Annotated in this window: 18 protein-coding genes; 8 read left to right on the top strand and 10 right to left on the bottom strand. The window is 73.1% G+C overall.

Annotated elements, in window-relative coordinates:
- Positions 1-57: 57 nt before the first annotated feature.
- Both ACWGN5_RS11665 and ACWGN5_RS11660 read left to right on the top strand, forming a co-directional pair.
- On the top strand, positions 58-639 hold the full coding sequence (locus tag ACWGN5_RS11665) for a DUF6114 domain-containing protein (RefSeq protein ID WP_453513665.1): 582 nt from the start codon (positions 58-60) through the stop codon (positions 637-639).
- Positions 629-1,894, top strand: coding sequence for a hypothetical protein (locus tag ACWGN5_RS11660; protein WP_453513664.1), 1,266 nt, complete (start codon positions 629-631; stop codon positions 1,892-1,894). Before ACWGN5_RS11665 ends, ACWGN5_RS11660 begins: the two co-directional genes overlap by 11 nt.
- A gap of 74 nt (positions 1,895-1,968) precedes the next feature.
- Here the strand turns inward: ACWGN5_RS11660 and pyk are convergent, their stop codons facing one another.
- From pyk to pta, 3 genes are all read right to left on the bottom strand, one after another.
- Positions 1,969-3,399, bottom strand: a complete 1,431-nt coding sequence (pyk, locus tag ACWGN5_RS11655) for a pyruvate kinase (RefSeq protein WP_453513662.1) — start codon at positions 3,397-3,399, stop codon at positions 1,969-1,971.
- A gap of 82 nt (positions 3,400-3,481) precedes the next feature.
- Positions 3,482-4,759, bottom strand: a complete 1,278-nt coding sequence (locus ACWGN5_RS11650) for an acetate kinase (RefSeq protein WP_453513660.1) — start codon at positions 4,757-4,759, stop codon at positions 3,482-3,484.
- A complete protein-coding gene (gene pta, locus ACWGN5_RS11645; protein ID WP_453513658.1) occupies positions 4,756-6,849 on the bottom strand; it encodes a phosphate acetyltransferase in 2,094 nt (697 codons plus the stop codon). Before pta ends, ACWGN5_RS11650 begins: the two co-directional genes overlap by 4 nt.
- A 305-nt stretch (positions 6,850-7,154) precedes the next feature.
- Between pta and ACWGN5_RS11640 the strand changes: the two genes are divergently transcribed.
- Positions 7,155-8,180, top strand: a complete 1,026-nt coding sequence (locus tag ACWGN5_RS11640) for an ATP-dependent 6-phosphofructokinase (protein WP_453513656.1) — start codon at positions 7,155-7,157, stop codon at positions 8,178-8,180.
- A gap of 545 nt (positions 8,181-8,725) precedes the next feature.
- Complete coding sequence (locus ACWGN5_RS11635) at positions 8,726-9,712, top strand: helix-turn-helix domain-containing protein (RefSeq protein ID WP_453513654.1); 987 nt, start codon at positions 8,726-8,728, stop codon at positions 9,710-9,712.
- Positions 9,713-9,767: 55 nt separating this feature from the next.
- On the opposite strand, the gene ACWGN5_RS11630 is transcribed toward ACWGN5_RS11635, so the two are convergent.
- The 4 genes from ACWGN5_RS11630 to ACWGN5_RS11615 form a co-directional block, all read right to left on the bottom strand.
- Positions 9,768-10,508, bottom strand: a complete 741-nt coding sequence (locus ACWGN5_RS11630; RefSeq protein ID WP_453513652.1) for a tyrosine-protein phosphatase — start codon at positions 10,506-10,508, stop codon at positions 9,768-9,770.
- A 45-nt stretch (positions 10,509-10,553) separates the two neighbouring features.
- The gene (locus tag ACWGN5_RS11625; RefSeq protein WP_453513749.1) at positions 10,554-11,165 is read right to left on the bottom strand and encodes a helix-turn-helix domain-containing protein; all 612 of its coding nucleotides are present in this window, start codon (positions 11,163-11,165) and stop codon (positions 10,554-10,556) included.
- 163 nt (positions 11,166-11,328) lie between these two features.
- A complete protein-coding gene (locus ACWGN5_RS11620; protein ID WP_453513651.1) occupies positions 11,329-12,018 on the bottom strand; it encodes a response regulator in 690 nt (229 codons plus the stop codon).
- Positions 12,015-13,652: a sensor histidine kinase gene (locus tag ACWGN5_RS11615; protein WP_453513649.1), complete on the bottom strand. Its 1,638-nt coding sequence runs from the start codon at positions 13,650-13,652 to the stop codon at positions 12,015-12,017. The genes ACWGN5_RS11620 and ACWGN5_RS11615 overlap by 4 nt, the downstream gene beginning before the upstream one ends.
- Positions 13,653-13,850: 198 nt before the next feature.
- Between ACWGN5_RS11615 and ACWGN5_RS11610 the strand changes: the two genes are divergently transcribed.
- Complete coding sequence (locus ACWGN5_RS11610) at positions 13,851-15,200, top strand: cation:dicarboxylate symporter family transporter (RefSeq protein ID WP_453513647.1); 1,350 nt, start codon at positions 13,851-13,853, stop codon at positions 15,198-15,200.
- 471 nt (positions 15,201-15,671) lie between these two features.
- On the opposite strand, the gene ACWGN5_RS11605 is transcribed toward ACWGN5_RS11610, so the two are convergent.
- Both ACWGN5_RS11605 and ACWGN5_RS11600 read right to left on the bottom strand, forming a co-directional pair.
- The gene (locus ACWGN5_RS11605; protein ID WP_453513646.1) at positions 15,672-16,553 is read right to left on the bottom strand and encodes an aldo/keto reductase; all 882 of its coding nucleotides are present in this window, start codon (positions 16,551-16,553) and stop codon (positions 15,672-15,674) included.
- Complete coding sequence (locus tag ACWGN5_RS11600; RefSeq protein ID WP_453513644.1) at positions 16,553-17,449, bottom strand: NAD-dependent epimerase/dehydratase family protein; 897 nt, start codon at positions 17,447-17,449, stop codon at positions 16,553-16,555. Before ACWGN5_RS11600 ends, ACWGN5_RS11605 begins: the two co-directional genes overlap by 1 nt.
- A 67-nt stretch (positions 17,450-17,516) precedes the next feature.
- On the opposite strand from ACWGN5_RS11600, the gene ACWGN5_RS11595 reads away from it, so the two are divergent.
- The 3 genes from ACWGN5_RS11595 to ACWGN5_RS11585 are packed head-to-tail and all read left to right on the top strand — an operon-like array spanning position 17,517 to position 18,838.
- The gene (locus ACWGN5_RS11595) at positions 17,517-18,041 is read left to right on the top strand and encodes an Lrp/AsnC family transcriptional regulator (RefSeq protein ID WP_453513643.1); all 525 of its coding nucleotides are present in this window, start codon (positions 17,517-17,519) and stop codon (positions 18,039-18,041) included.
- Positions 18,042-18,083: 42 nt separating this feature from the next.
- A complete protein-coding gene (locus ACWGN5_RS11590) occupies positions 18,084-18,494 on the top strand; it encodes a MerR family transcriptional regulator (RefSeq protein ID WP_369146598.1) in 411 nt (136 codons plus the stop codon).
- Positions 18,495-18,499: 5 nt separating this feature from the next.
- Positions 18,500-18,838: a thioredoxin family protein gene (locus tag ACWGN5_RS11585; RefSeq protein WP_453513641.1), complete on the top strand. Its 339-nt coding sequence runs from the start codon at positions 18,500-18,502 to the stop codon at positions 18,836-18,838.
- A 45-nt stretch (positions 18,839-18,883) separates the two neighbouring features.
- On the opposite strand, the gene thrS is transcribed toward ACWGN5_RS11585, so the two are convergent.
- The gene (gene thrS, locus ACWGN5_RS11580; protein ID WP_453513748.1) at positions 18,884-20,194 is read right to left on the bottom strand and encodes a threonine--tRNA ligase; all 1,311 of its coding nucleotides are present in this window, start codon (positions 20,192-20,194) and stop codon (positions 18,884-18,886) included.
- Between the last annotated feature and the right edge of the window lie 44 nt (positions 20,195-20,238).

The raw sequence follows: 20,238 nt of genomic DNA, 5'->3' as shown, positions 1-20,238 counted from the left end.
CCGCCAGGTCCCCTCTCTTCATCTTTCTCAGCAACACCGCTTCCAGGGAGCTGTTCCATGAGCGCCGAGTACCCCGCCTCCCGCGAAGTCCCCAAAAAGGAGAACCGGTTCAAGAGCTGGCGGCAGACCCGGCCCTTCTGGGCGGGACTGTTCACCATGATCGGCGGCGTACCGATCGCCTACCTCCCGTACGGGGACATGCGGCTCGGCAACGTCACGCTCGCCATGCAGACGACCGCCGGCGCCGGAGCGCTGATCATCGGCGTCCTGCTGATCACGCTCGGACTGACGATGTGGTTCCAGCCCGTCGTCCGGGTCTTCGCGGGCATCGCGTCGATCGTCCTGGCGCTCGTCTCCATCCCGGTGTCGAACTTCGGCGGCCTCGTCATCGGATTCCTGTTCGCCCTCGTAGGGGGCGGCATGTCCGCCGCCTGGGCCCCCGCGCCCCCGGTCGAGGAGACCAAGGAAGCAGAGCACGACGGTTGGACGGAGGCCTCGGACGAGGCCGGTGCGGAGTCCGCGACCGAGCCCGTGACGGAGGTCGTGCCCACGGCCGCGGTCCCGGAGCAGCGCGAGGCCGAGCACCAGGCGACCGAAACGACGATCGACGCCAACGGCGGGAGGAACAGTGCGGGGTGACGAGACTCAGTCGGCGCTCGCGAAGGAGGGCCCGCGGCACGCGGCCCCGCGCAAGTCGCTGCTGAACAGGATCCAGGGCCCCGCCGGGAAGGCGATGGCGCTCGCGGCCATGCCGACCGCGGTCCTCGTGGGCATGGGCCTGACGCCCAGACTCGCCCTCGCGGACGACAAGGACATCCCCTTCGCCCCCGGCCCCTGCGTGACGCGCTCCGACGAGCCGACGGCGGATGCCTCGGAGACACCGAAGAACGGCGAGAGCACCAAGCCCACCCCCACCGCCACGGCCCGGCCGACGGACGCCCCCTCGGCCACCGCCACGCCGTCCGCCACCGCGACGCCGTCCGCCACCCCGACGCCCACCGCGACCGGGCAGACGGCCGCGCCGCAGACGCAGGCGAAGAGCGCCCCCGCGCCCACGGCCAGCCCCACCCCGACGGCGTCCAAGAACCCGCTGGACCCGCTGGGTCTCGGCGACGCCCTGAAGGACCTCTTCGACGGCCCGGACGAGCCGACGGCCACGCCCACCACGGCGGCGCCGACGACGCCTGCCCCGCAGCAGACCGGGACGCCGGCGCCCGGGACCCCGGCCCCGACCGCCTCCGCCTCCACGCAGCCGAAGCCGGCGACGGACCCGGCCACGGAGCGGACGAAGACGGCGATCGAGAAGGCCGCCGCGAAGGCCGGTGCCGAGGTCGAGGAGCTCCCCGAGAGCGCCAAGGGCCTCGACGCCAAGAAGGACACGGACATACCCGACGGGGCCAAGCCCCGCTTCCCGTGCCCCGAACTCGACGCGCAGGCCCTCGCCGACGCCGAGCTGGAGCCCGGCATCCCGCTGCTGCCGGACGAGCCGTGGCGCCTGGAGAGCTCGCTGCTCACCCTGAACGGCCTGAAGTACCACGGCATCGTCGAGGTGAAGACCGGCAGCGGCAAGATCAAGAAGGTGCTGAAGTTCACCGCGTCCTCGGTGGACATCAAGGACCTGCACCAGCTGACGGAGCACTCCGAGGGCCGCACCGGCCACGTCCGCTCCGACAAGGGCTCGACCTCGACCATCCGCAACGGCACGGTCACGATGTACACGGAGGAGCTGAAGGGCAACCTCTTCGGCCTCATCCCGATCACCTTCGGCCCCGAGTCCCCGCCCCCGCTGGACGTCCCGTTCGCCTTCTTCACCAGCGTGAAGCTCAAGCAGGCGGGCCAGTTCGGCGGCACCCTCAAGGTCCCGGGCCTCCGCAACACGATCGAGCCCAGCTGACCCCCGTACCACTCCGGGAGCCGCACGACGACGAGGGCCCCCGTCCGATCCGGACGGGGGCCCTCGTCATGGCGTCAGGCGTGCTCGCCGCCGCCGAGGTGGTGGACACGGACCATGTTGGTCGTGCCGGGGACGCCGGGGGGCGAGCCGGCGGTGATGACCATGGTGTCGCCCGCGTTGTGGCGCTGGAGCTTGAGGAGCTCGGCGTCCACCAGGTCGACCATGGCGTCCGTGTTGTCCACGAACGGGACCAGGAAGGACTCCACGCCCCAGCTCAGGGTGAGCTGGTTGCGGGTGCCCTCGTCGGTCGTGAAGGCGAGGATCGGCTGCTGGGTGCGGTAGCGGGAGAGACGGCGGGCCGTGTCACCGGACTGCGTGAAGGCGATCAGCGCCTTGCCGTCCAGGAAGTCCGCGATCTCGCAGGCCGCGCGGGCGACCGAGCCGCCCTGGGTGCGCGGCTTCTTGCCCGGGACCAGCGGCTGGAGGCCCTTGGAGAGCAGCTCCTCCTCGGCCGCGGCGACGATCTTCGACATCGTCTTCACGGTCTCGATCGGGTACGCGCCGACCGAGGACTCGGCCGACAGCATGACCGCGTCCGCGCCGTCCAGGATCGCGTTGGCGACGTCGCTCGCCTCGGCGCGGGTCGGCCGCGAGTTGGTGATCATCGACTCCATCATCTGGGTGGCGACGATGACCGGCTTCGCGTTGCGGCGGCACATCTCCACGAGGCGCTTCTGCACCATCGGGACCTTCTCCAGCGGGTACTCCACCGCGAGGTCGCCACGGGCCACCATGACCGCGTCGAAGGCGGCGACGACATCGGCCATGTTCTCCACGGCCTGCGGCTTCTCGACCTTGGCGATGACGGGGACCCGGCGGCCCTCCTCGTCCATCACCTTGTGGACGTCCTTGACGTCGTTGGCGTCGCGGACGAAGGACAGGGCGACCATGTCGCAGCCCATCCGCAGCGCGAAGCGGAGGTCGTCGACGTCCTTCTCCGACAGGGCCGGGACGTTCACCGCCGCGCCGGGCAGGTTGATGCCCTTGTGGTCGGAGATGACGCCGCCCTCGACGACGATCGTCCGGACGCGGGGACCGTCGACCTCGACGACCCGCAGCTCGACGTTGCCGTCGTTGATCAGGACCTGGTCGCCCTTGGAGACGTCGCCCGGCAGACCCTTGTACGTGGTGCCGCAGATCGACTTGTCGCCCGGGACGTCCTCGGTGGTGATGGTGAACTCGTCACCGCGCACCAGCTCGACCGGTCCCTCGGCGAAGGTCTCCAGACGGATCTTCGGGCCCTGGAGGTCGGCGAGGACGCCGACGGCGCGCCCGGTGTCCGCGGAGACCTGCCGGACGCGGTCGTACCGCTCCTGGTGCTCTGCCTGGGACCCGTGGCTGAAGTTGAATCGGGCCACGTTCATACCGGCCTCGATGAGAGCCTTCAGCTGCTCATACGAGTCGACGGCGGGGCCCAGCGTGCAGACGATTTTGGAACGGCGCATGAGGCGGATCCTATCGGTTTGTTTCACTGCGGAATATTCCGTCTGGCGGAAAGTACAAATGGGCGCGGGTCCGCTCAGGCGTTCACTCGTTCGAGCTCGCCCCGTCCAGAACGAGCGCGTAACTCTGCCGCGCGATCTCCAGCTCCTCGTCCGTCGGCACCACCGCGACCGCCACCCGCGCGTACACCGGCGAGATGATCCGGGCCTCGTCGGAACGCACCGCGTTGAGGTCCGCGTCCACCGCGAGCCCCAGCTCCTCCAGGCCCGCGATCGCAGCCTCCCGCACCGGCGCCGCGTTCTCGCCGACCCCCGCCGTGAACGCCACCGCGTCCACCCGGCCGAGCACCGCGTAGTACGCCCCGATGTACTTCTTCAGGCGGTGCACGTAGATGTCGAAGGCGAGCGCCGCCCGCTCGTCGCCCTCGTCGATCCGCCGGCGGATCTCCCGCATGTCGTTGTCGCCGCAGAGCCCCACCAGACCGGACTTCTTGTTCAGCAGCACGTCGATCTCGTCCGTCGACATCCCCGCCACCCGCTTGAGGTGGAAGGTCACCGCCGGGTCGATGTCGCCCGAGCGGGTGCCCATGACCAGGCCCTCGAGCGGCGTCAGACCCATCGAGGTGTCCACGCACCGGCCGCCCCGCACCGCCGAGGCCGAGGCGCCGTTCCCCAGGTGCAGCACGATCACGTTCACCTCCTCCGGCTCCTTCCCGAGCAGCCGCGCCGTCTCCCGCGAGACGTACGCGTGCGAGGTGCCGTGGAAGCCGTACCGGCGGATCCGGTGCCTGTCGGCGGTCTCCACGTCGATCGCGTACCGCGCCGCCGACTCCGGCATCGTGGTGTGGAAGGCCGTGTCGAAGACCGCCACCTGCGGCAGGTCGGGGCGCAGCGCCATCGCCGTACGGATGCCGACGAGGTTCGCCGGGTTGTGCAGCGGCGCCACCGGCACGAGCCGCTCGATCTCCGCGAGCACCTCCTCGTCGATGACCGTCGGCTCGGTGAACCGCAGACCGCCGTGCACCACCCGGTGGCCGATCGCCGCCAACTCGGGGGAGTCCAGGCCCAGACCGTCCGCCGCCAGCTCCTCGGCGACCGCCTTCAGCGCCGCCGCGTGGTCGGCGATCGGCCCGCTCTTCTCGCGCTTCTCGGCGCCCCCGCCCTGGAGCGGGGTGTGCACCAGCCGGGAGGTCTCCTCGCCGATCCGCTCGACGAGCCCCTGCGCCAGGCGGCTGTCGTCCTTCATGTCGAGCAGCTGGTACTTCACCGACGAGGAGCCGGAGTTGAGGACCAGGACACGGGAGGGAGGGGCCGAGCGAAGCTCGTCGTGCAGGGCGGTGGTGGGTGACGGGTGGGCGGTCATGCCGGGAGCTCCTGACCCTGCGAGGGGACCTGGGACTGGATCGCCGTGATGGCGACCGTGTTGACGATGTCGCTGACGAGCGCGCCGCGCGAGAGGTCGTTCACGGGCTTGCGCAGGCCCTGGAGCACCGGGCCGACGGCCACGGCGCCGGCCGAACGCTGCACGGCCTTGTAGGTGTTGTTGCCGGTGTTGAGGTCCGGGAAGATCAGCACGGTCGCCTGGCCCGCCACCTCCGAACCCGGCAGCTTCGTCGCCGCCACGGAGGGCTCGACGGCCGCGTCGTACTGGATCGGGCCCTCGATCCGCAGCTCCGGACGCGCCTCGCGGACCAGCTTCGTCGCCTCCCGCACCTTGTCGACGTCGGCGCCCGAGCCCGAGGTGCCCGTGGAGTACGAGAGCATCGCGATCCGCGGCTCCACCCCGAAGCGGGCCGCGGTCGCCGCCGACTGGACGGCGATGTCCGCGAGCTGCTCGGCGTTCGGGTCCGGGTTGACCGCGCAGTCGCCGTACACGAGGACCTTGTCGGCGAGGCACATGAAGAACACCGAGGAGACGATCGACGCGTCCGGCTTCGTCTTGATGATCTCGAAGGCGGGCCGGATGGTCGCCGCCGTGGAGTGCACGGACCCCGAGACCATCCCGTCGGCCAGACCCTCCTGGACCATCAGGGTGCCGAAGTAGTTCACGTCCGAGACGACGTCGTACGCCAGCTCGACGGTGACGCCCTTGTGGGCCCGCAGCGCCGCGTACTGCTCGGCGAAGGTGTCGCGCAGCTCGGAGGTCTGCGGGTCGATCAGCTGCGTGTCGCCCAGGTTCACGCTCAGGTCGGCGGCCTTCTTGCGGATGGCCTCGACGTCGCCGAGCAGCGTCAGGTCGCAGACGTCACGGCGGATCAGCACGTCGGCGGCGCGCAGCACCCGCTCCTCGGTGCCCTCGGGGAGCACCACCCGGCGCCGGTCGGCCCGCGCCTGCTCGAGCAGCTCGTGCTCGAACATCATCGGGGTGACCCGGCCGCTGCGCGCGACGGAGACCCGCTTGAGGAGGTCGGCGGTGTCCACGTGCCGCTCGAAGAGACCGAGGGCGGTCTCCGCCTTGCGCGGGGTGGCGGCGTTCAGCTTGCCTTCGAGCGCGAACAGCTCGGCGGCGGTCGGGAAGCTGTTGCCGGGCACGGAGATGACCGGGGTGCCGGGCGCGAGGCGGGCCGCCAGGGTCAGGATCTCCTCGGTGGGCCGCTCGTTCAGGGTGAGCAGCACGCCGGCGATCGGCGGGGTGCCGGCCGAGTGGGCGGCGAGCGCGCCGACGACCAGATCGGCCCGGTCCCCGGGGGTGACGACCAGACAGCCCGGGGTCAGCGCGTTCAGGAAGTTCGGCAGCATCGCGCCGCCGAAGACGAAGTCCAGCGCGTCCCGGGCGAGCCCGGCGTCGTCGCCGAGGACGACGGTGGCGCCGAGCGCGTGGGTGATCTGGGCGACGGTCGGGGCGGCGAGCGCCGGCTCGTCGGGCAGGACGTAGCAGGGCACGGGGAGCCGGGCCGCGAGCCGCTCGGCGATCGCCTCGCGGTCCTCGCCGGCCACCCGGTTGACGACCATCGCGAGGACGTCGCAGCCGAGGCCGTCGTACGCCCGGAAGGCGTTGCGCGCCTCGGCCCGTACGGACTCGGCGGGCTGGCCCTTGCCGCCGACCACGGGGATGACGGAGGCGCCGAACTCGTTGGCGAGGCGGGCGTTGAGCGCGAGCTCGTCGGGGAGCTGGGTGTCGGCGAAGTCGGTGCCGAGGACGAGGACGACCTCGTAGTCGCGGGCGACGGCGTGGAAGCGGTCGACGAGCCGGGACACCAGCTCGTCGGTGCCCTGCTCGGCCTGGAGCGCGGAGGCCTCGTGGTAGTCCATGCCGTAGACCGTGGAGGGGTCCTGCGTGAGCCGGTAGCGGGCGCGCAGCAGGTCGAAGAGCCGGTCGGGACGGTGGTGCACGAGTGGCCGGAACACCCCCACCCGGTCCACCTGGCGGGTGAGGAGCTCCATGACTCCCAGCTCGACGACCTGGCGGCCGTCTCCGCGGTCGATCCCGGTCACGTACACGCTGCGCGTCACGCCGTGGTCTCCTGTCCAGTCCTGCGGAAGGGGCCGAGCGGTGCCCTCGCGGCACCTTTGCGCGGCCCGTGCGTCAATCGACAGTGCTCAGAAAGCCCCGATAGGGCGGCATTACCCCCTTGACAATACCCCCGCCAATGGTTAGGTCGCCCGCCGGACGAAGGGCTCCCTCAGCCGGGCCCAAAGGCCTCCGCGGAGCCTCCGCAGGGGACGCGCGGACCGGCGACGAGCGCACCCGTCACGCGGAGCGTGTGAGAATCGAGGTGGCTCATAACGGACCGCGACCGAGCAGGAGACACAGCACGATGCGCATCGGAGTTCTCACCGCAGGCGGCGACTGCCCCGGCCTGAACGCAGTGATCCGGTCGGTCGTGCACCGGGCCGTCACCCACTACGGCGACGAGGTCATCGGCTTCGAGGACGGCTACGCGGGCCTGCTCGACGGCCGCTACCGCCCCCTCGACCTCAACGCCGTCAGCGGCATCCTCGCCCGCGGCGGCACCATTCTCGGCTCCTCCCGCCTGGAGCGCGACCGCTTCCGCGCGGCCTGCGACAACGCCAAGGAACTCATCGAGAAGAGCGGCTTCGACGCGCTCGTCCCGATCGGCGGCGAAGGCACCCTCACCGCGGCCCGGATGCTCCACGAGGCCGGCGTGCCCGTCGTCGGCGTCCCCAAGACCATCGACAACGACATCTCCTCCACCGACCGCACCTTCGGCTTCGACACCGCCGTCGGCGTCGCCACCGAGGCCATGGACCGGCTCAAGACCACCGCCGAGTCCCACCAGCGGGTGATGGTCGTCGAGGTGATGGGCCGCCACGCCGGCTGGATCGCCCTGGAGTCCGGCATGGCCGGCGGCGCCCACGGCATCTGCCTGCCCGAGCGCCCCTTCGACCCGGCCGACCTGGTCAAGATGGTCGAGGAGCGCTTCTCCCGCGGCAAGAAGTTCGCCGTCATCTGCGTCGCCGAGGGCGCCCACCCCGCCGAGGGCACGATGGACTACGGCAAGGGCGCCATCGACCAGTTCGGCCACGAGCGCTTCCAGGGCATCGGCACGGCCCTCGCGTACGAACTGGAGCGCCGCCTCGGCAAGGAGGCCCGGCCCGTCATCCTCGGCCACGTCCAGCGCGGCGGCACGCCGACCGCGTACGACCGGGTGCTCGCCACCCGCTTCGGCTGGCACGCGGTGGAGGCCGTGCACCGCGGCGACTTCGGCCGGATGACGGCCCTGCGCGGCACGAACGTCGAGATGGTGCCGCTGGCCGACGCCGTGACCCAGCTGAAGACGGTCCCGGCGGACCGCATGCGCGAGGCGGAGTCGGTCTTCTAGCGGCTTCCGGAGGACCCGGACGACGGGGCCCCGGCCCGGACGACGGGGCCCCGGCCCGGACGACGGGGCCCCGGCCCGGACGACGGGGCCCCGGCCCGGACGACGGGGACCCGGCCCGGACGACGGGGCCCCGGCCCCGAACGGCCCGGCCCGAACGGCCCGGCCCGAACGGCCCGGCCCGAACGGCCCGGCCCCGAACGGCCCGGCCCCGAACGGCCCGGCCCGCCGGGACCTCCGCCCCGATCTCTCCCGGATCCGCTCCGGGACCCCGCAGCACCCGAGTGGCCCCCCCCCGCCCCCCCGGGCAGGGGGGGGCCCCCCCCCGGCCCCGCCAAACCCCCGGCCCCCCCCGCCCCCCCCCCGCGCCCCCCCCCCCCCGCGCCGCCCCCCCCCCCCCCCCCCCGTGGACGGTCGGGGCCACTCCGCGTGCCCGGCATTCCCCCGGAAATGCCGGATTCCACTCTTGAGCCAAGGCGCGAGATCAACAAGGCTTGGGCCTGTCCCGGACATGTCCCGACCGTGTCCGGCCGAGGGGGGAGACGCGGATGACACCGGGGGAGCACGCTCCTGATCCACGGGAGGCACGGAGCCCCGCCGAGTTCCTCGCACGCCTCCAGGCCCTCAAGGAGTGGTCGGGCCTGACCTTCCGCGAGCTGTCGGCGCGCGCGGAGACGAACGGCGACGTGCTGCCGCGCTCCACCGTGGCGAACATGCTGTCCCGCCCGACCCTGCCCCGCGAGGAACTGCTCACCGTCTTCGTCCGCGCGTGCGGGATCGCACCGGGCGAGGTGGAGGCCTGGCTGACGGTACGGAAGGACCTCGCGCTCAGAGGGGTGTACGAAGCGGGCCCGGCGGCCACGGGCCCTGCCGCCGCCGAGGCCCCCGCAGAACCGCCCACCTGGCCCGGCACCCCCGAGGCCCCCCGACCCGGCGACGCCCGGCCGGGGCCCCGGTCCCGGCTACGGCGCGGCCTCGTCGCGGCCGTCGCGCTCGCGGGGCTCGTGCTCGCCGCCGTCAGCGTCGTCGCCTTCCTGAAGGACGGCCACGCCGGGCATCCGCCCCGTACCCCCACCGCCCCCGCCGCCGGGGACGTCCGCATCCGGGTGACCGGCACCGATTTCTGCCTCGGCGAGCGGCGCGGCACCCGCACCGGCCAGATCCACCAGCTGCCGTGCGCCGGCGCGGGCCTCCCGGGCTACTCGCTCGCGGACCTGGGCGGCGGCCGGTGGAGGATCGTTTCGCACCACCCCGACTTCGGCCCCGGCTGCTCCGGCCTACCCTCCGGCGGCCGGATACCCGACGCCGCGTACGAGGACTCCGAGTGCGGCGACCCGACCCGCGTCGAGGCCTTCACCCTGGAGGCGCACGGGACCCCCGTCGAGGGCTACCGGATCGTCCCGGTGGGCTCCGCGACCCCCGGCAGCTGCGTCACCGTCGTCGGCGACCGCTCGACGGCCTGGGCCCGGCTCGCCCAGGCGCCGTGCGCGCCGGACGCGGCGGGCCAGCTCTTCGACTTCGACCGGGACGACTGACGGGCCGGGCTCCGGGCAGCGGGCCCTCCTGACGCCGGCGGACGCCGGGCGGCCGCTACGGGACCTCCACCAGCCGGGCCCTGAGCGCCGTCACCACCGCCGGATCGAGACCGACGTGGCCGGTCGCGTACCCGTACACCGAGCCGTACCGCTCCCGCAGGTCCGCGAGGAACAGCCGGATGATGTCGGCGGGCGCGCGGCCGTAGCCCGGCCAGCGCGGTTCCCGGCCCGGGTGCGTGGCCTTCCAGTCCTCGATCAGCCGCTCCGTGGCGAGTTCGGTCAGCGCGAAGTCCGCGAGGATCTCCTCGTCGGGGACCTCCAGGAGGCCGAGGACGACGGCCGCGAGCAGACCCGTACGGTCCTTCCCGGACGCGCAGTGGAAGACGAGCGGCTCCTCGGCGGCGGCGATCAGCTCCAGGGCCGCGCGCAGCTCCGCCGCCCCGTCCTCGGCGACCTCGGCGAAGCGGTCGGCGAGGTAGCGCCACGGGTCGAGGGCCGGGTCGATCGCCTCCTGGTCGTAGGGGCGGTGCTCGATGGAGAGGTTGTGCCAGGAGACCTCCTCGGCCTCCGGCAGGCGGCCCTTGCCGGCGATCTCCCACGGATAGCGCAGGTCGATCACCGTGCCCACGCCCAGCGCGCGGAAGCGCTCCAGGTCGGCCGGGCCGGCGTCCGCGAGCTTGCCGAGGGAGTCGGAGCGGTAGAGGGTCCCCCACCGAACGGTTCCGCCGTCGGCGGTCCGATAGCCGCCCAGATCACGGAAGTTGTGGAGTCGCTCGAAGGGTATGTGTCGCATCACGGCGCCACTGTACGGGGCGGCCGGAGCGCGGGACCGGTCCGACGGCTACGGGCCGACCGCCGCCCAGAAGTGGCCGGTGATCCCGTCCAGATAGGCGCGCCCCTCGTCGCCGGTCCCCTCGGCGGCCCGCCCCCAGCTGCTGATCGCGACCATCCGCGCGTGGTACTCCGCGTGGAGCTCCCGGAGCGCGGCCTCCACGACCCGCTTCGGCAGCGGCACCAGCTTCGCCGCCGGCTTCACGTACGCCTGCCAGCGGGTCGTCGCCGCGTCGCGCAGCAGCTCGGCGAGGGGCTCGTCGCCGCCGGTCGCGGTGACCAGGGCACGCGGGCCGAGACCGAGCGCCTCGCCGAGGGCGAGCGTCTGGCGTTCGGTGCCGTTCCAGCGGCCCTCGTCCTCCATCCGCTGGTACGCGGCGGGCGAGACGCCCGTCCGCCGGGCCAGCTCCTCGACCGAGAGCCCGCGCGCCACCCGGTGCTCGCGCAGGCTCGTGGGCGCGGCGATCAGCTCCGCGGGGGAGCACCACAGGACGCCCGCGAGGGCGGTGAGCTCCTGCTCGCCCGGGACCGCGAGGCCGCGCTCCCAGGCGACCACGGTCTCGGGGTCGACGAAGAGGCCGTACTGCGCCCGCAGGCCGTAGGCGACATGGCCGGGCGCCATGCCGAGGGCCTCGCGGAGACGGTGCGCGGCACGGGCGTCGAAGGGAGGGGAGGGTGGGTGCACCCCGTCACGGTAGATACAAAAAGTGACGGTTGGCTACGGTGCGTTCCCCCAACGTGCGTCGTCGTAGGAACATGGGAACCAGGCGGTAACCCGGGGGCGTTCAGCGCGCCCGGCCGTCGAGCCAGCGGTACTGGAGCTCGGGCCGCCCGATCTGCCCGTACTGCGGGGCGCGCACGGCCCGGCCCTCCGTGACCAGGTGCTCCAGATAGCGGCGCGCGGTGATCCGGGAGATCCCGACGGCCGCACCGGCCTCGGCGGCCGTGAGCCCCGCGGGGGTGGCGCGGAGGGTGCGGGTGACCGCTTCGAGCGTCGGGGCGCTCAGCCCCTTGGGGAGCGTGGCGGGGTGCGGGGCCCGGAGCGTGGCGAGCGCCCGGTCCACCTCGTCCTGCCCGGAGGCCTCCCCGGCGGACGCCCGGAACTCGGCGTACCGCACGAGCCGGTCCCGGAGGGTCGCGAACGCGAAGGGCTTCAGGACGTACTGGACGACGCCGAGGGACACGCCCTCGCGGACGATCGCCAGGTCGCGGGCCGAGGTCACGGCGATGACGTCGGCGGAGTGCCCGGCGGCCCGCAGTGCGCGCAGGAGCTGCAGGCCGTGGCCGTCGGGCAGATAAAGGTCGAGCAGGATCAGGTCGACCGGCGTCCGGTCGAGGATCCGCACGGCGGCGGCCCGCGAGTGCGCGACCCCGACGACCTGGAAGCCCTCGACGCGCCCGGCGTACAGCGCGTGGGCGTCGGCCGCGACGGGATCGTCCTCGACGACGAGGACACGCAGCGGAGCCGTACTCACGCGCCCACCTCCTCTTCCACCGACAGCGTGGCCGGGACGACCGGCGGCCCCGGCAGCGGCAGTCGCACGGTGAACTGGGCACCGCCCTCCGCCGCGTCCGCGACGTCCAGAGTGCCCCGGGCGCGGGTGACCGCCTGGCCCACCAGGGCGAGGCCGAGGCCGCGGCCGGGCCCACGCGTGGTCCAGCCCCGGCCCAGGACCGCCTCCCGGTCGGCGGGGCGGACGCCCGGGCCGCTGTCGCCGACCCGGAGCAGCAGCTCCCCGTCGCCCGCGCGGGCCGCGACGGTGACCGTCACGCGCGCGTGCGGGCTTCCGCCGGCCGCCTCCACCGCGTTGTCGATGAGGTTCCCGAGGATCGTCACCAGGTCCCGCGAGGGCAGCGCCGCCGGCACCCGGCCGTCGTCGATGCGGCTGTCCTCGGTGAGGACCAGCTCCACGCCCCGCTCGTTGGCCTGCGCCGCCTTGCCGAGCAGCAGTGCCGCGAGGACCGGTTCGCCGACGGCGTCGACGACCCGGTCGGTGAGCGCCTGGGCCAGCTCCAGCTCCGCCGTCGCGAACTCCACCGCCTCCGCCACCCGGCCCAGTTCGATCAGCGAGACGACCGTGTGCAGCCGGTTCGCCGCCTCGTGGGCCTGCGAGCGGAGCGCCTCCGTGAAACCCCGCTCGGAGTCCAGCTCGCCGGAGAGCGCCTGGAGTTCGGTCCGGTCCCGGAGCGTGACGACCGTGCCGCGCCGCTCCCCGCCCACCACCGGGCGGGTGTTGACCACCAGCACCCGGTCGGCCGTCAGATGCGTCTCGTCGACGCGCGGCTCCGAGGAGAGCAGCGCGCCGGTCAGCGAGGCGGGCAGGCCCAGCTCCGCGGCCGGACGGCCGACGACGCCCTCGTCCAGAGCGAGGAGCTCCCGGGCGCCGTCGTTGATGAGGGCGATCCGCCGCCGGCCGTCGAGCATCACGAGCCCTTCCCGCACGGCGTGCAGCGCGGCCTCGTGGTAGTCGTGCATCCGGCTCAGCTCGGTGGCGTTCATACCGTGCGTGTGGCGGCGCAGGCGCGCGTTCACGACGTACGTCCCCGCGCCGCCGAGCGCGAGCGCCGCGCCCGCCATCCCGAGCAGGGCGGTCACCTGCTCCCGTACCTGCTCGCTGATCTTGTCGATCGTGATGCCCGCGCTGACCAGGGCCACGACCCGGCCGCCGTCGAAGACGGGCGCCACCGTCCGCACGGAAGGACCGAGGACGCCCAGGTGCGTCTCCGAGTAGAACCGGCCCTGCCGGGCCTCCTCTATGTGACCCAGGTACGTGCGGCCGATCTGCGCCGGCTCCGGGTGCGTCCAGCGGGTGCCGTCCGGGGCCATGATCACCACGAAGGCGACGCCCGCGTGCCGCCGCAGCGACTCCGCGTACGGCTGGAGGGCGGCCGTCGGGTCGGCGGAGCGGGCGGCGGCGACGACGGACGGGGAGTCGGCGACGGCGGCGGCGGTCGCCGTGGCCTGCCGCCGCGCGGTCTCCTCGGCCTGCGCCCGGTCCGTGAGGTACGCGAACACCGCGCACCCCGCCACGACGACGGCCACCAGCACGACCTGCATCGCGAAGAGCTGGCCGGCGAGGCTGCGGGGGCGGGGGAGGGGGAGTCGCATGCGGGTAAGTGTGCACGTGGGAACGTGCGCGGGCGGCACCTCGTTCCCGAATCGTGCCCTTGCCGCCGGGGGTGCGCCACCGGGCCCGTCGTTTCGGCCGTGAACGAAACGTACGCAACCGTGACCCGGGTCACAGGCTGATGGATAGTCGCGGAGGTCCACCGGGACGTGGACACCCATCAGCACGAGGAGGACCCCGTGGCCGCAAGACGGGACCGCACCCACTATCTGTATCTGGCCGTCATCGGCGCCGTACTGCTCGGCATCACGGTCGGGTTCCTGGCGCCGGGCGTCGCCGTCGAGCTCAAGCCGCTCGGCACCGGCTTCGTCAACCTGATCAAGATGATGATCTCGCCGATCATCTTCTGCACGATCGTCCTCGGCGTCGGATCGGTACGGAAGGCCGCGAAGGTCGGCGCCGTCGGCGGCCTCGCCCTCGGCTACTTCCTCGTGATGTCCACCGTCGCACTCGCGATCGGTCTGCTCGTCGGCAACCTCCTGGAGCCCGGCTCCGGACTCCACCTCACCAAGGAGATCGCCGAGGCGGGCGCGAAGCAGGCCGAGGGCGCGAGCGAATCGACCTCGGACTTCCTCCTCGGGATCATCCCGAAGACCCTCGTCTCGGCCTTCACGGAGGGCGAGGTCCTCCAGACCCTCCTCGTCGCCCTCCTCGCCGGCTTCGCGCTCCAGGCGATGGGCACGGCCGGGGAGCCGGTCCTCCGCGGCATCGGGCACATCCAGAAGCTCGTCTTCCGCATCCTCGGCATGATCATGTGGGCCGCGCCGGTCGGCGCGTTCGGCGCGATCGCGGCGGTCGTCGGCGCGACCGGCGCCGCGGCCCTGCAGTCGCTGGCCGTCATCATGATCGGCTTCTACGTGACCTGCGGGCTCTTCGTCTTCGTCGTCCTCGGCACGCTGCTCCGCGTCATCGCCGGCATCAACATCTGGTCGCTCCTGAAGTACCTGGGCCGCGAGTTCCTGCTGATCCTCTCGACCTCCTCCTCGGAGTCCGCGCTGCCGCGGCTCATCGCGAAGATGGAGCACCTGGGCGTCAGCAAGCCGGTCGTCGGCATCACCGTGCCGACCGGGTACTCCTTCAACCTCGACGGCACCGCGATCTACCTCACGATGGCCTCGCTGTTCACCGCCGAGGCGATGGGGAACCCGCTCTCGATCGGCGAGCAGATCTCGCTCCTCGTCTTCATGATCATCGCCTCGAAGGGCGCGGCGGGCGTCACCGGCGCGGGCCTCGCCACCCTCGCGGGCGGCCTCCAGTCGCACCGGCCCGAGCTGGTCGACGGGGTCGGCCTGATCGTCGGCATCGACCGCTTCATGAGCGAGGCGCGCGCCCTCACGAACTTCGCGGGGAACGCGGTGGCGACGGTGCTCGTCGGCACGTGGACGAAGGAGATCGACAAGGCGCGGGTGTCGGAGGTGCTGGCGGGGCGGGTGCCGTTCGACGAGACGACGCTGGTGGACGACCACGGGGCGACGGTGCCGGACCAGCGCACGGACCAGGGCGAGGAAAGGGCCCGCACGGGCGTCTGACGGCACGGCCGCGGAGCCCCGGGCCACGGCCTCCCGGGCCTTGGGCACCCGGAGGCCGGTGCCCCACCGCCCGCGTGGGACCCGCGCCCGCGCTGGGCGGCGCCCCGGCCCACCGCCGTGTGGGCAATCGTCCCGCAGGGCGGGACGGGTGGGCACACGGGACGGCGCCCTCTCGCGGCGCCTCCGCCTTCCGTGCCTGGACCCGCACCCCGATGCGCGGCGCACGACGTGGTGCGGGTCAGGGCGCGGAAGCCTCGGGCGCCGGCAGGGGCGCCGTTCCGTTGTGCCCACCCGTTCCGCCCCGGCGGAACGCATGCCCACAACGGGCGGAAACGCGCCCACAACGGGCGGAAACGCGCCCACAACGGGGGCGGAAGCGGGCCCGCAGCGAACCCCCGTGTCCCGGGTCTTGAGCCGGATCCGGGGCTCGGGTGGAGGACGGCCCCCATCCAGGGGGCCGTCCTTCGTGCGTCAGCGACCGCCAAGCTCCGTCAGCTCCGCGCCCGTCAGCACCAGCGCCCCCGCCCCCGCCGAGTCCCGCACCGTTTCCGGGCGGCTCGCGCCCGGGATCGGGAGGACCGTCGGGGAGCGGGTGAGCAGCCAGGCGAGGGCGACCTGCTGCGGGCTGACCCCCCGCGCCCGCGCCACCCGGTGGAAGGCGCCGAACTCCGGGTCCTCCTCCAGGGCGGAGGCCCCGTCGAGGGAGCTGCGCGAGATGCCGCCCAGCGGGCTCCACGGCAGGAAGGCGAGCCCGAGTTCCGCGCAGAGCCGCAGCTCCGCCTCGCTGTCCCGCACGGCAGGGGAGTACCGGTTCTGGACGGAGACCAGCCGGTCGCCGAGGATCTCGCGGGCCAGCAGGATCTGCGGGACGTCGACGTTCGAGATGCCCGCAAGCCGGATCGTGCCCGCGTCCAGCAACTCCCGTACCGCTCCGAGCGATTCGGCGTACGGGACCGCGGGGTCCGGCTTGTGCAGCTGGTACAGGCCGATCGCCCCGCCGCCGAGCCGCCGCGCCGAGCCCTCCGCCGCCCGCCGCAGGTGCTCGGGCCGGCCGTCGACGCTCCAGTCGCCGTCGGCCGTACGGCCCCGGCCGCCCTTCGTCGCGACGAGCACGCCCGAGGTGTCGCCGCCGTACGAGGCGAGGGCCCGGGCCACGAGGAGTTCGCCCTCGCCGGGTGTGCCGCCCGGCGGGTGGTAGGAGTCGGCGGTGTCGAGGAGCGTCACCCCGGCGTCCAGCGCCGCGTGCACGGTGGCGATCGCCCGCGTCTCGTCGGGCCGGCCCTCGATGGAGAGCGGCATCGTGCCGAAGCCGATCGCCCCGACCCGTACGTCCCCCAGTATCCGGTACCGCATCAGTTCTCCGCTCCGATCGTCTCCGCGACCGCCTGCGCCAGCCATTCACCGGAATCGCGGAACGCATAACCCAGGGAAATCGCCCGGGAGTTGTCCATTCCGTAGGAGCGGGCGAAGGAGAACGGCGAGACCTCGCCGACCTCCACCCCCTGGAACACCGTCCGGCCGCCCACCAGTTTCTCGATCTCCGCGCAGATGTCGGCGGTGGTGAGCGGGCCGTGGGAGTGCGCGTTCACCGGTCCGGTGAACTCCGCCCCGACCGCCCAGGCGAGGAACGCCGCGATCTCCTCCACGTACACATACGTCGCCGGGTGGTTCACCACCGGCACCGCGATCGACTCGCCCGTACGGATCCGCCGGGCGTAGTGGTCAAGGCGGCCCGTGAAGTCGTCCGCGCCGCCCAGGACGTGCGCCACCCGCACCGAGGCCCAGGCGAAGGGCGTGCCGGCCGCGAAGACCGCCTCGGCCTGCCGCTTGCCCTCCCCGTAGTGCGCGCCGAGGAACTCGGGGTCCTCCCAGGGCAGGGCCGTGTCGACGGTCACCGTGGCCAGGTCGAGGGCGGACTCGGCGACCGGGACGGTCGAGTCCTCGTACTCGTACACCTCGACCGTCGACGTCATCACGTAGCGGGCGGTGCGCGTCGCGAACACCCGCCGGGCGATCTCCGCCTGCCGCGGGGTGTAGCAGACCTGGTCCACGACGACGTCGAACGAGCGGCCCGCGAGAACGGATTCCAGCGCGTTCTCGTCGTCGCGGTCGGCGACCAGCTGCTCGATTCCTTCCGGCGCGGCGGAAGAACCCCGATTGAGCACCGTGATGCGGTGCCCGGATTCCCGGAGCAATGCGATGAGCCGCTTTCCGAAATAGCGGTTGCCGCCGATGACGAGAACGTCCATGAATCCCAACTCCCTTGCTCGCTGGGACAAGTGTTACGTTGTGCGCTCGCCGTTTGAAGGGGGAAACATGGGAGTGCAGGCCGTCCCGCCGAAGGAACCACGGCATTCGCGCGCCGCCGCCGACGAAACCTCGGCGACCGCTTTCGACCCCATCGACCGGCAGATCCTGGACCTCCTCCAGACCGACGGCCGCATCAAACTGAGCGAGCTCGGCCGCCGCGTCCGGCTCAGCCCCGCGGCCGTCACCGAGCGCGTCCGGCGCCTGGAGGCGAGCGGCGCGGTCACCGGCTACGGCGCGCACGTCGCCCCGGCCGTGCTCGGCTACGGCATCCAGGCCTTCATCCGCGTGAACCCGCACGGCGGCTACAACCTGAAGCACCCCCGCACCCTGGAGCTGACCGCGCGCCCCGAGGTCCTGGAGGTGCACCACGTGGTCGGCGAGGACTGCTGGATCCTCAAGGTCGCCGTCACGGACACCGTCCACCTGGAGGAGATCCTGGAGCAGACCTCGGCCCTCGGCCGGACCACGACCTCCATCGTGCTGTCCTCCCCGGTGGTCCGGAAGCCGCTCCTGCCGCAGACCTCCCGCTGACTCCTTGCCCTGACGTCGGCGTCAAGGCCTACCGTCGGGGACATGCGCATCGGAGAGCTGGCCGAGCGGGCCGGGACGACCACGCGGACCCTGCGGTACTACGAGTCCCGCGGTCTGCTGACCGCCCGGCGTACGGAGCAGGGGTACCGCACGTACGACGAGGACGACCTGCGGCTGCTCCAGCAGATCAGGACCCTGCAGGACTTCGGGTTCGAGCTGGAGGAGACGCGGCCGTTCGTCGACTGCCTGCGCGCGGGGCATCCGGCGGGGGACTCCTGTCCCGCGTCGATCGCCGTCTACCGGCGGAAGGTCGCCGAGCTGGACGGGCTCATCGCACAGCTGCAGGCGGTACGCGCCCAGGTGGGCGCCCAGCTCCTGCGGGCCGAGGCGGAACTGCCGCACGGCCCTGAGCCCCGGTGCGAACTGGAAGCGGTCACGGAGACGGAGGGGTGAGGGGCATGACGACGTACGCGGAGGGCGTGGCCGAGGTCACGGACGCGGACTTCGGCACGGAGGTGCTGGGCGCCGGGCTGCCGGTCCTGGTGAAGTTCACCGCGGAGTGGTGCGGCCCGTGCCGGCAGCTCAAGCCGGTGCTCGGCGCGATCGCCGCGGAGGAGGCGGAGCGGCTGCGGATCGTGGAGATCGACGTGGACCGCAACCCGGAGACGACCATGAGGTACGGGGTCCTGGCGACCCCGACGCTCATGGTCTTCCGGGACGGCGAGCCGGTGAAGTCGATCGTCGGCGCCCGCCCGAAGCGCCGCCTCCTCGCCGACCTGGAGGACGTACTGGCCTAGGCCGTCTCTTCCGGATCTTGCCTGAGCCGCGACGGAAGAGACGGCCTAGGACACGGGCCACAGCCCGGTGCTGTGCGCCCCGACCAGGTCCCCGATCCGGCCGAGGACCTCCTCGGCCGGTGCGGCGGGGAGTCTGCGGCCGTCGCGCAGCCGGAGGGCGACCAGGTCGTCGGCGGCCTCCCGGGCGCCGACGACCGCCTGGTACGGCACGAGCCTGGCCTCCCGGATCCGGGCGCCCAGGCTGCCCCGGTCGGGGCCCGCGACCTCGGCCCGCAGTCCGCGTGCGAGGCATCGCGCGGCCAGCGCGTCCGCCTGCGGGAGTTCGGCCTCCGAGACGGGCAGGATCACCAGCTGCACCGGGGCGAGCCACGCGGGGAACGCGCCGCCGTGCTGTTCAAGCAGGTGGGCGACGGCCCGTTCGACGCTGCCGATGACGGCACGGTGGATCATCACCGGCCGGTGCTTGGCGCCGTCCGCGCCGATGTAGCGCAGGTCGAACCGCTCGGGCTGGTGGAAGTCGATCTGCACGGTCGACAGGGTGGACTCGCGGCCGGCGCCGTCGGCGACCTGGACGTCGATCTTCGGCCCGTAGAACGCGGCCTCGCCCTCCGCGGCCTCGTAGGGCAGCCCCGAGGCGTCGAGGACCTCGCGCAGCAGGGCGGTGGACCGGGCCCACAGCTCGGGGGCGGCGACGTACTTGCCGCCGGGCCCGGGCAGCGAGAGCCGGTACCGGGCGGGGACGATGCCGAGTGCCTCGTACGCCCGCCGGATCAGCTCCAGGGCGCCGGCCGCCTCCCCGGCCGCCTGCTCCAGGGTGCAGAAGACGTGCGCGTCGTTCAGCTGGATGGCCCGGACCCGGGTGAGACCGCCGAGGACGCCGGAGAGTTCGGAGCGGTACATGCCGCCGAGCTCGGCCATGCGCAGCGGCAGCTCGCGGTAGCTGTGCGGGCGGGAGCGGAACATGAGCGCGTGGTGCGGGCAGAGGCTCGGCCGCAGGACGAACTGCTCGCCGCCGAGGTCCATGGGCGGGAACATGTCGTCGCTGTAGTGCGACCAGTGCCCGGAGATCTCGTACAGCTCGCGTTTGCCGAGGACCGGGGAGTACACGTGCCGGTACCCGGCGCGGCGCTCGGCCTCGCGGACGTACTCCTCCAGGGCGTGGCGCACGACGGCGCCGTCGGGCAGCCAGTACGGCAGCCCGGAGCCGATCAGCGGGTCGGTGTCGAAGATGTTCAGCTCGCGGCCGAGCCTGCGGTGGTCGTGCACGGTGGTCTCCTCGCGTACGTGGGGCGAGTGACCACAGCGCGAAGCCCCGGGGCACTCGCCCCGGGGCTTCGTCGGTGGAACAACGGTCAGCGCGCCGGGACACTCTCCGGCGTCGTCGTCCTCATCGCAGCGCG

The organism is Streptomyces sp. NPDC055815 (assembly GCF_053616475.1).
This window is presented reverse-complemented; position numbering and strand designations above follow the sequence as displayed.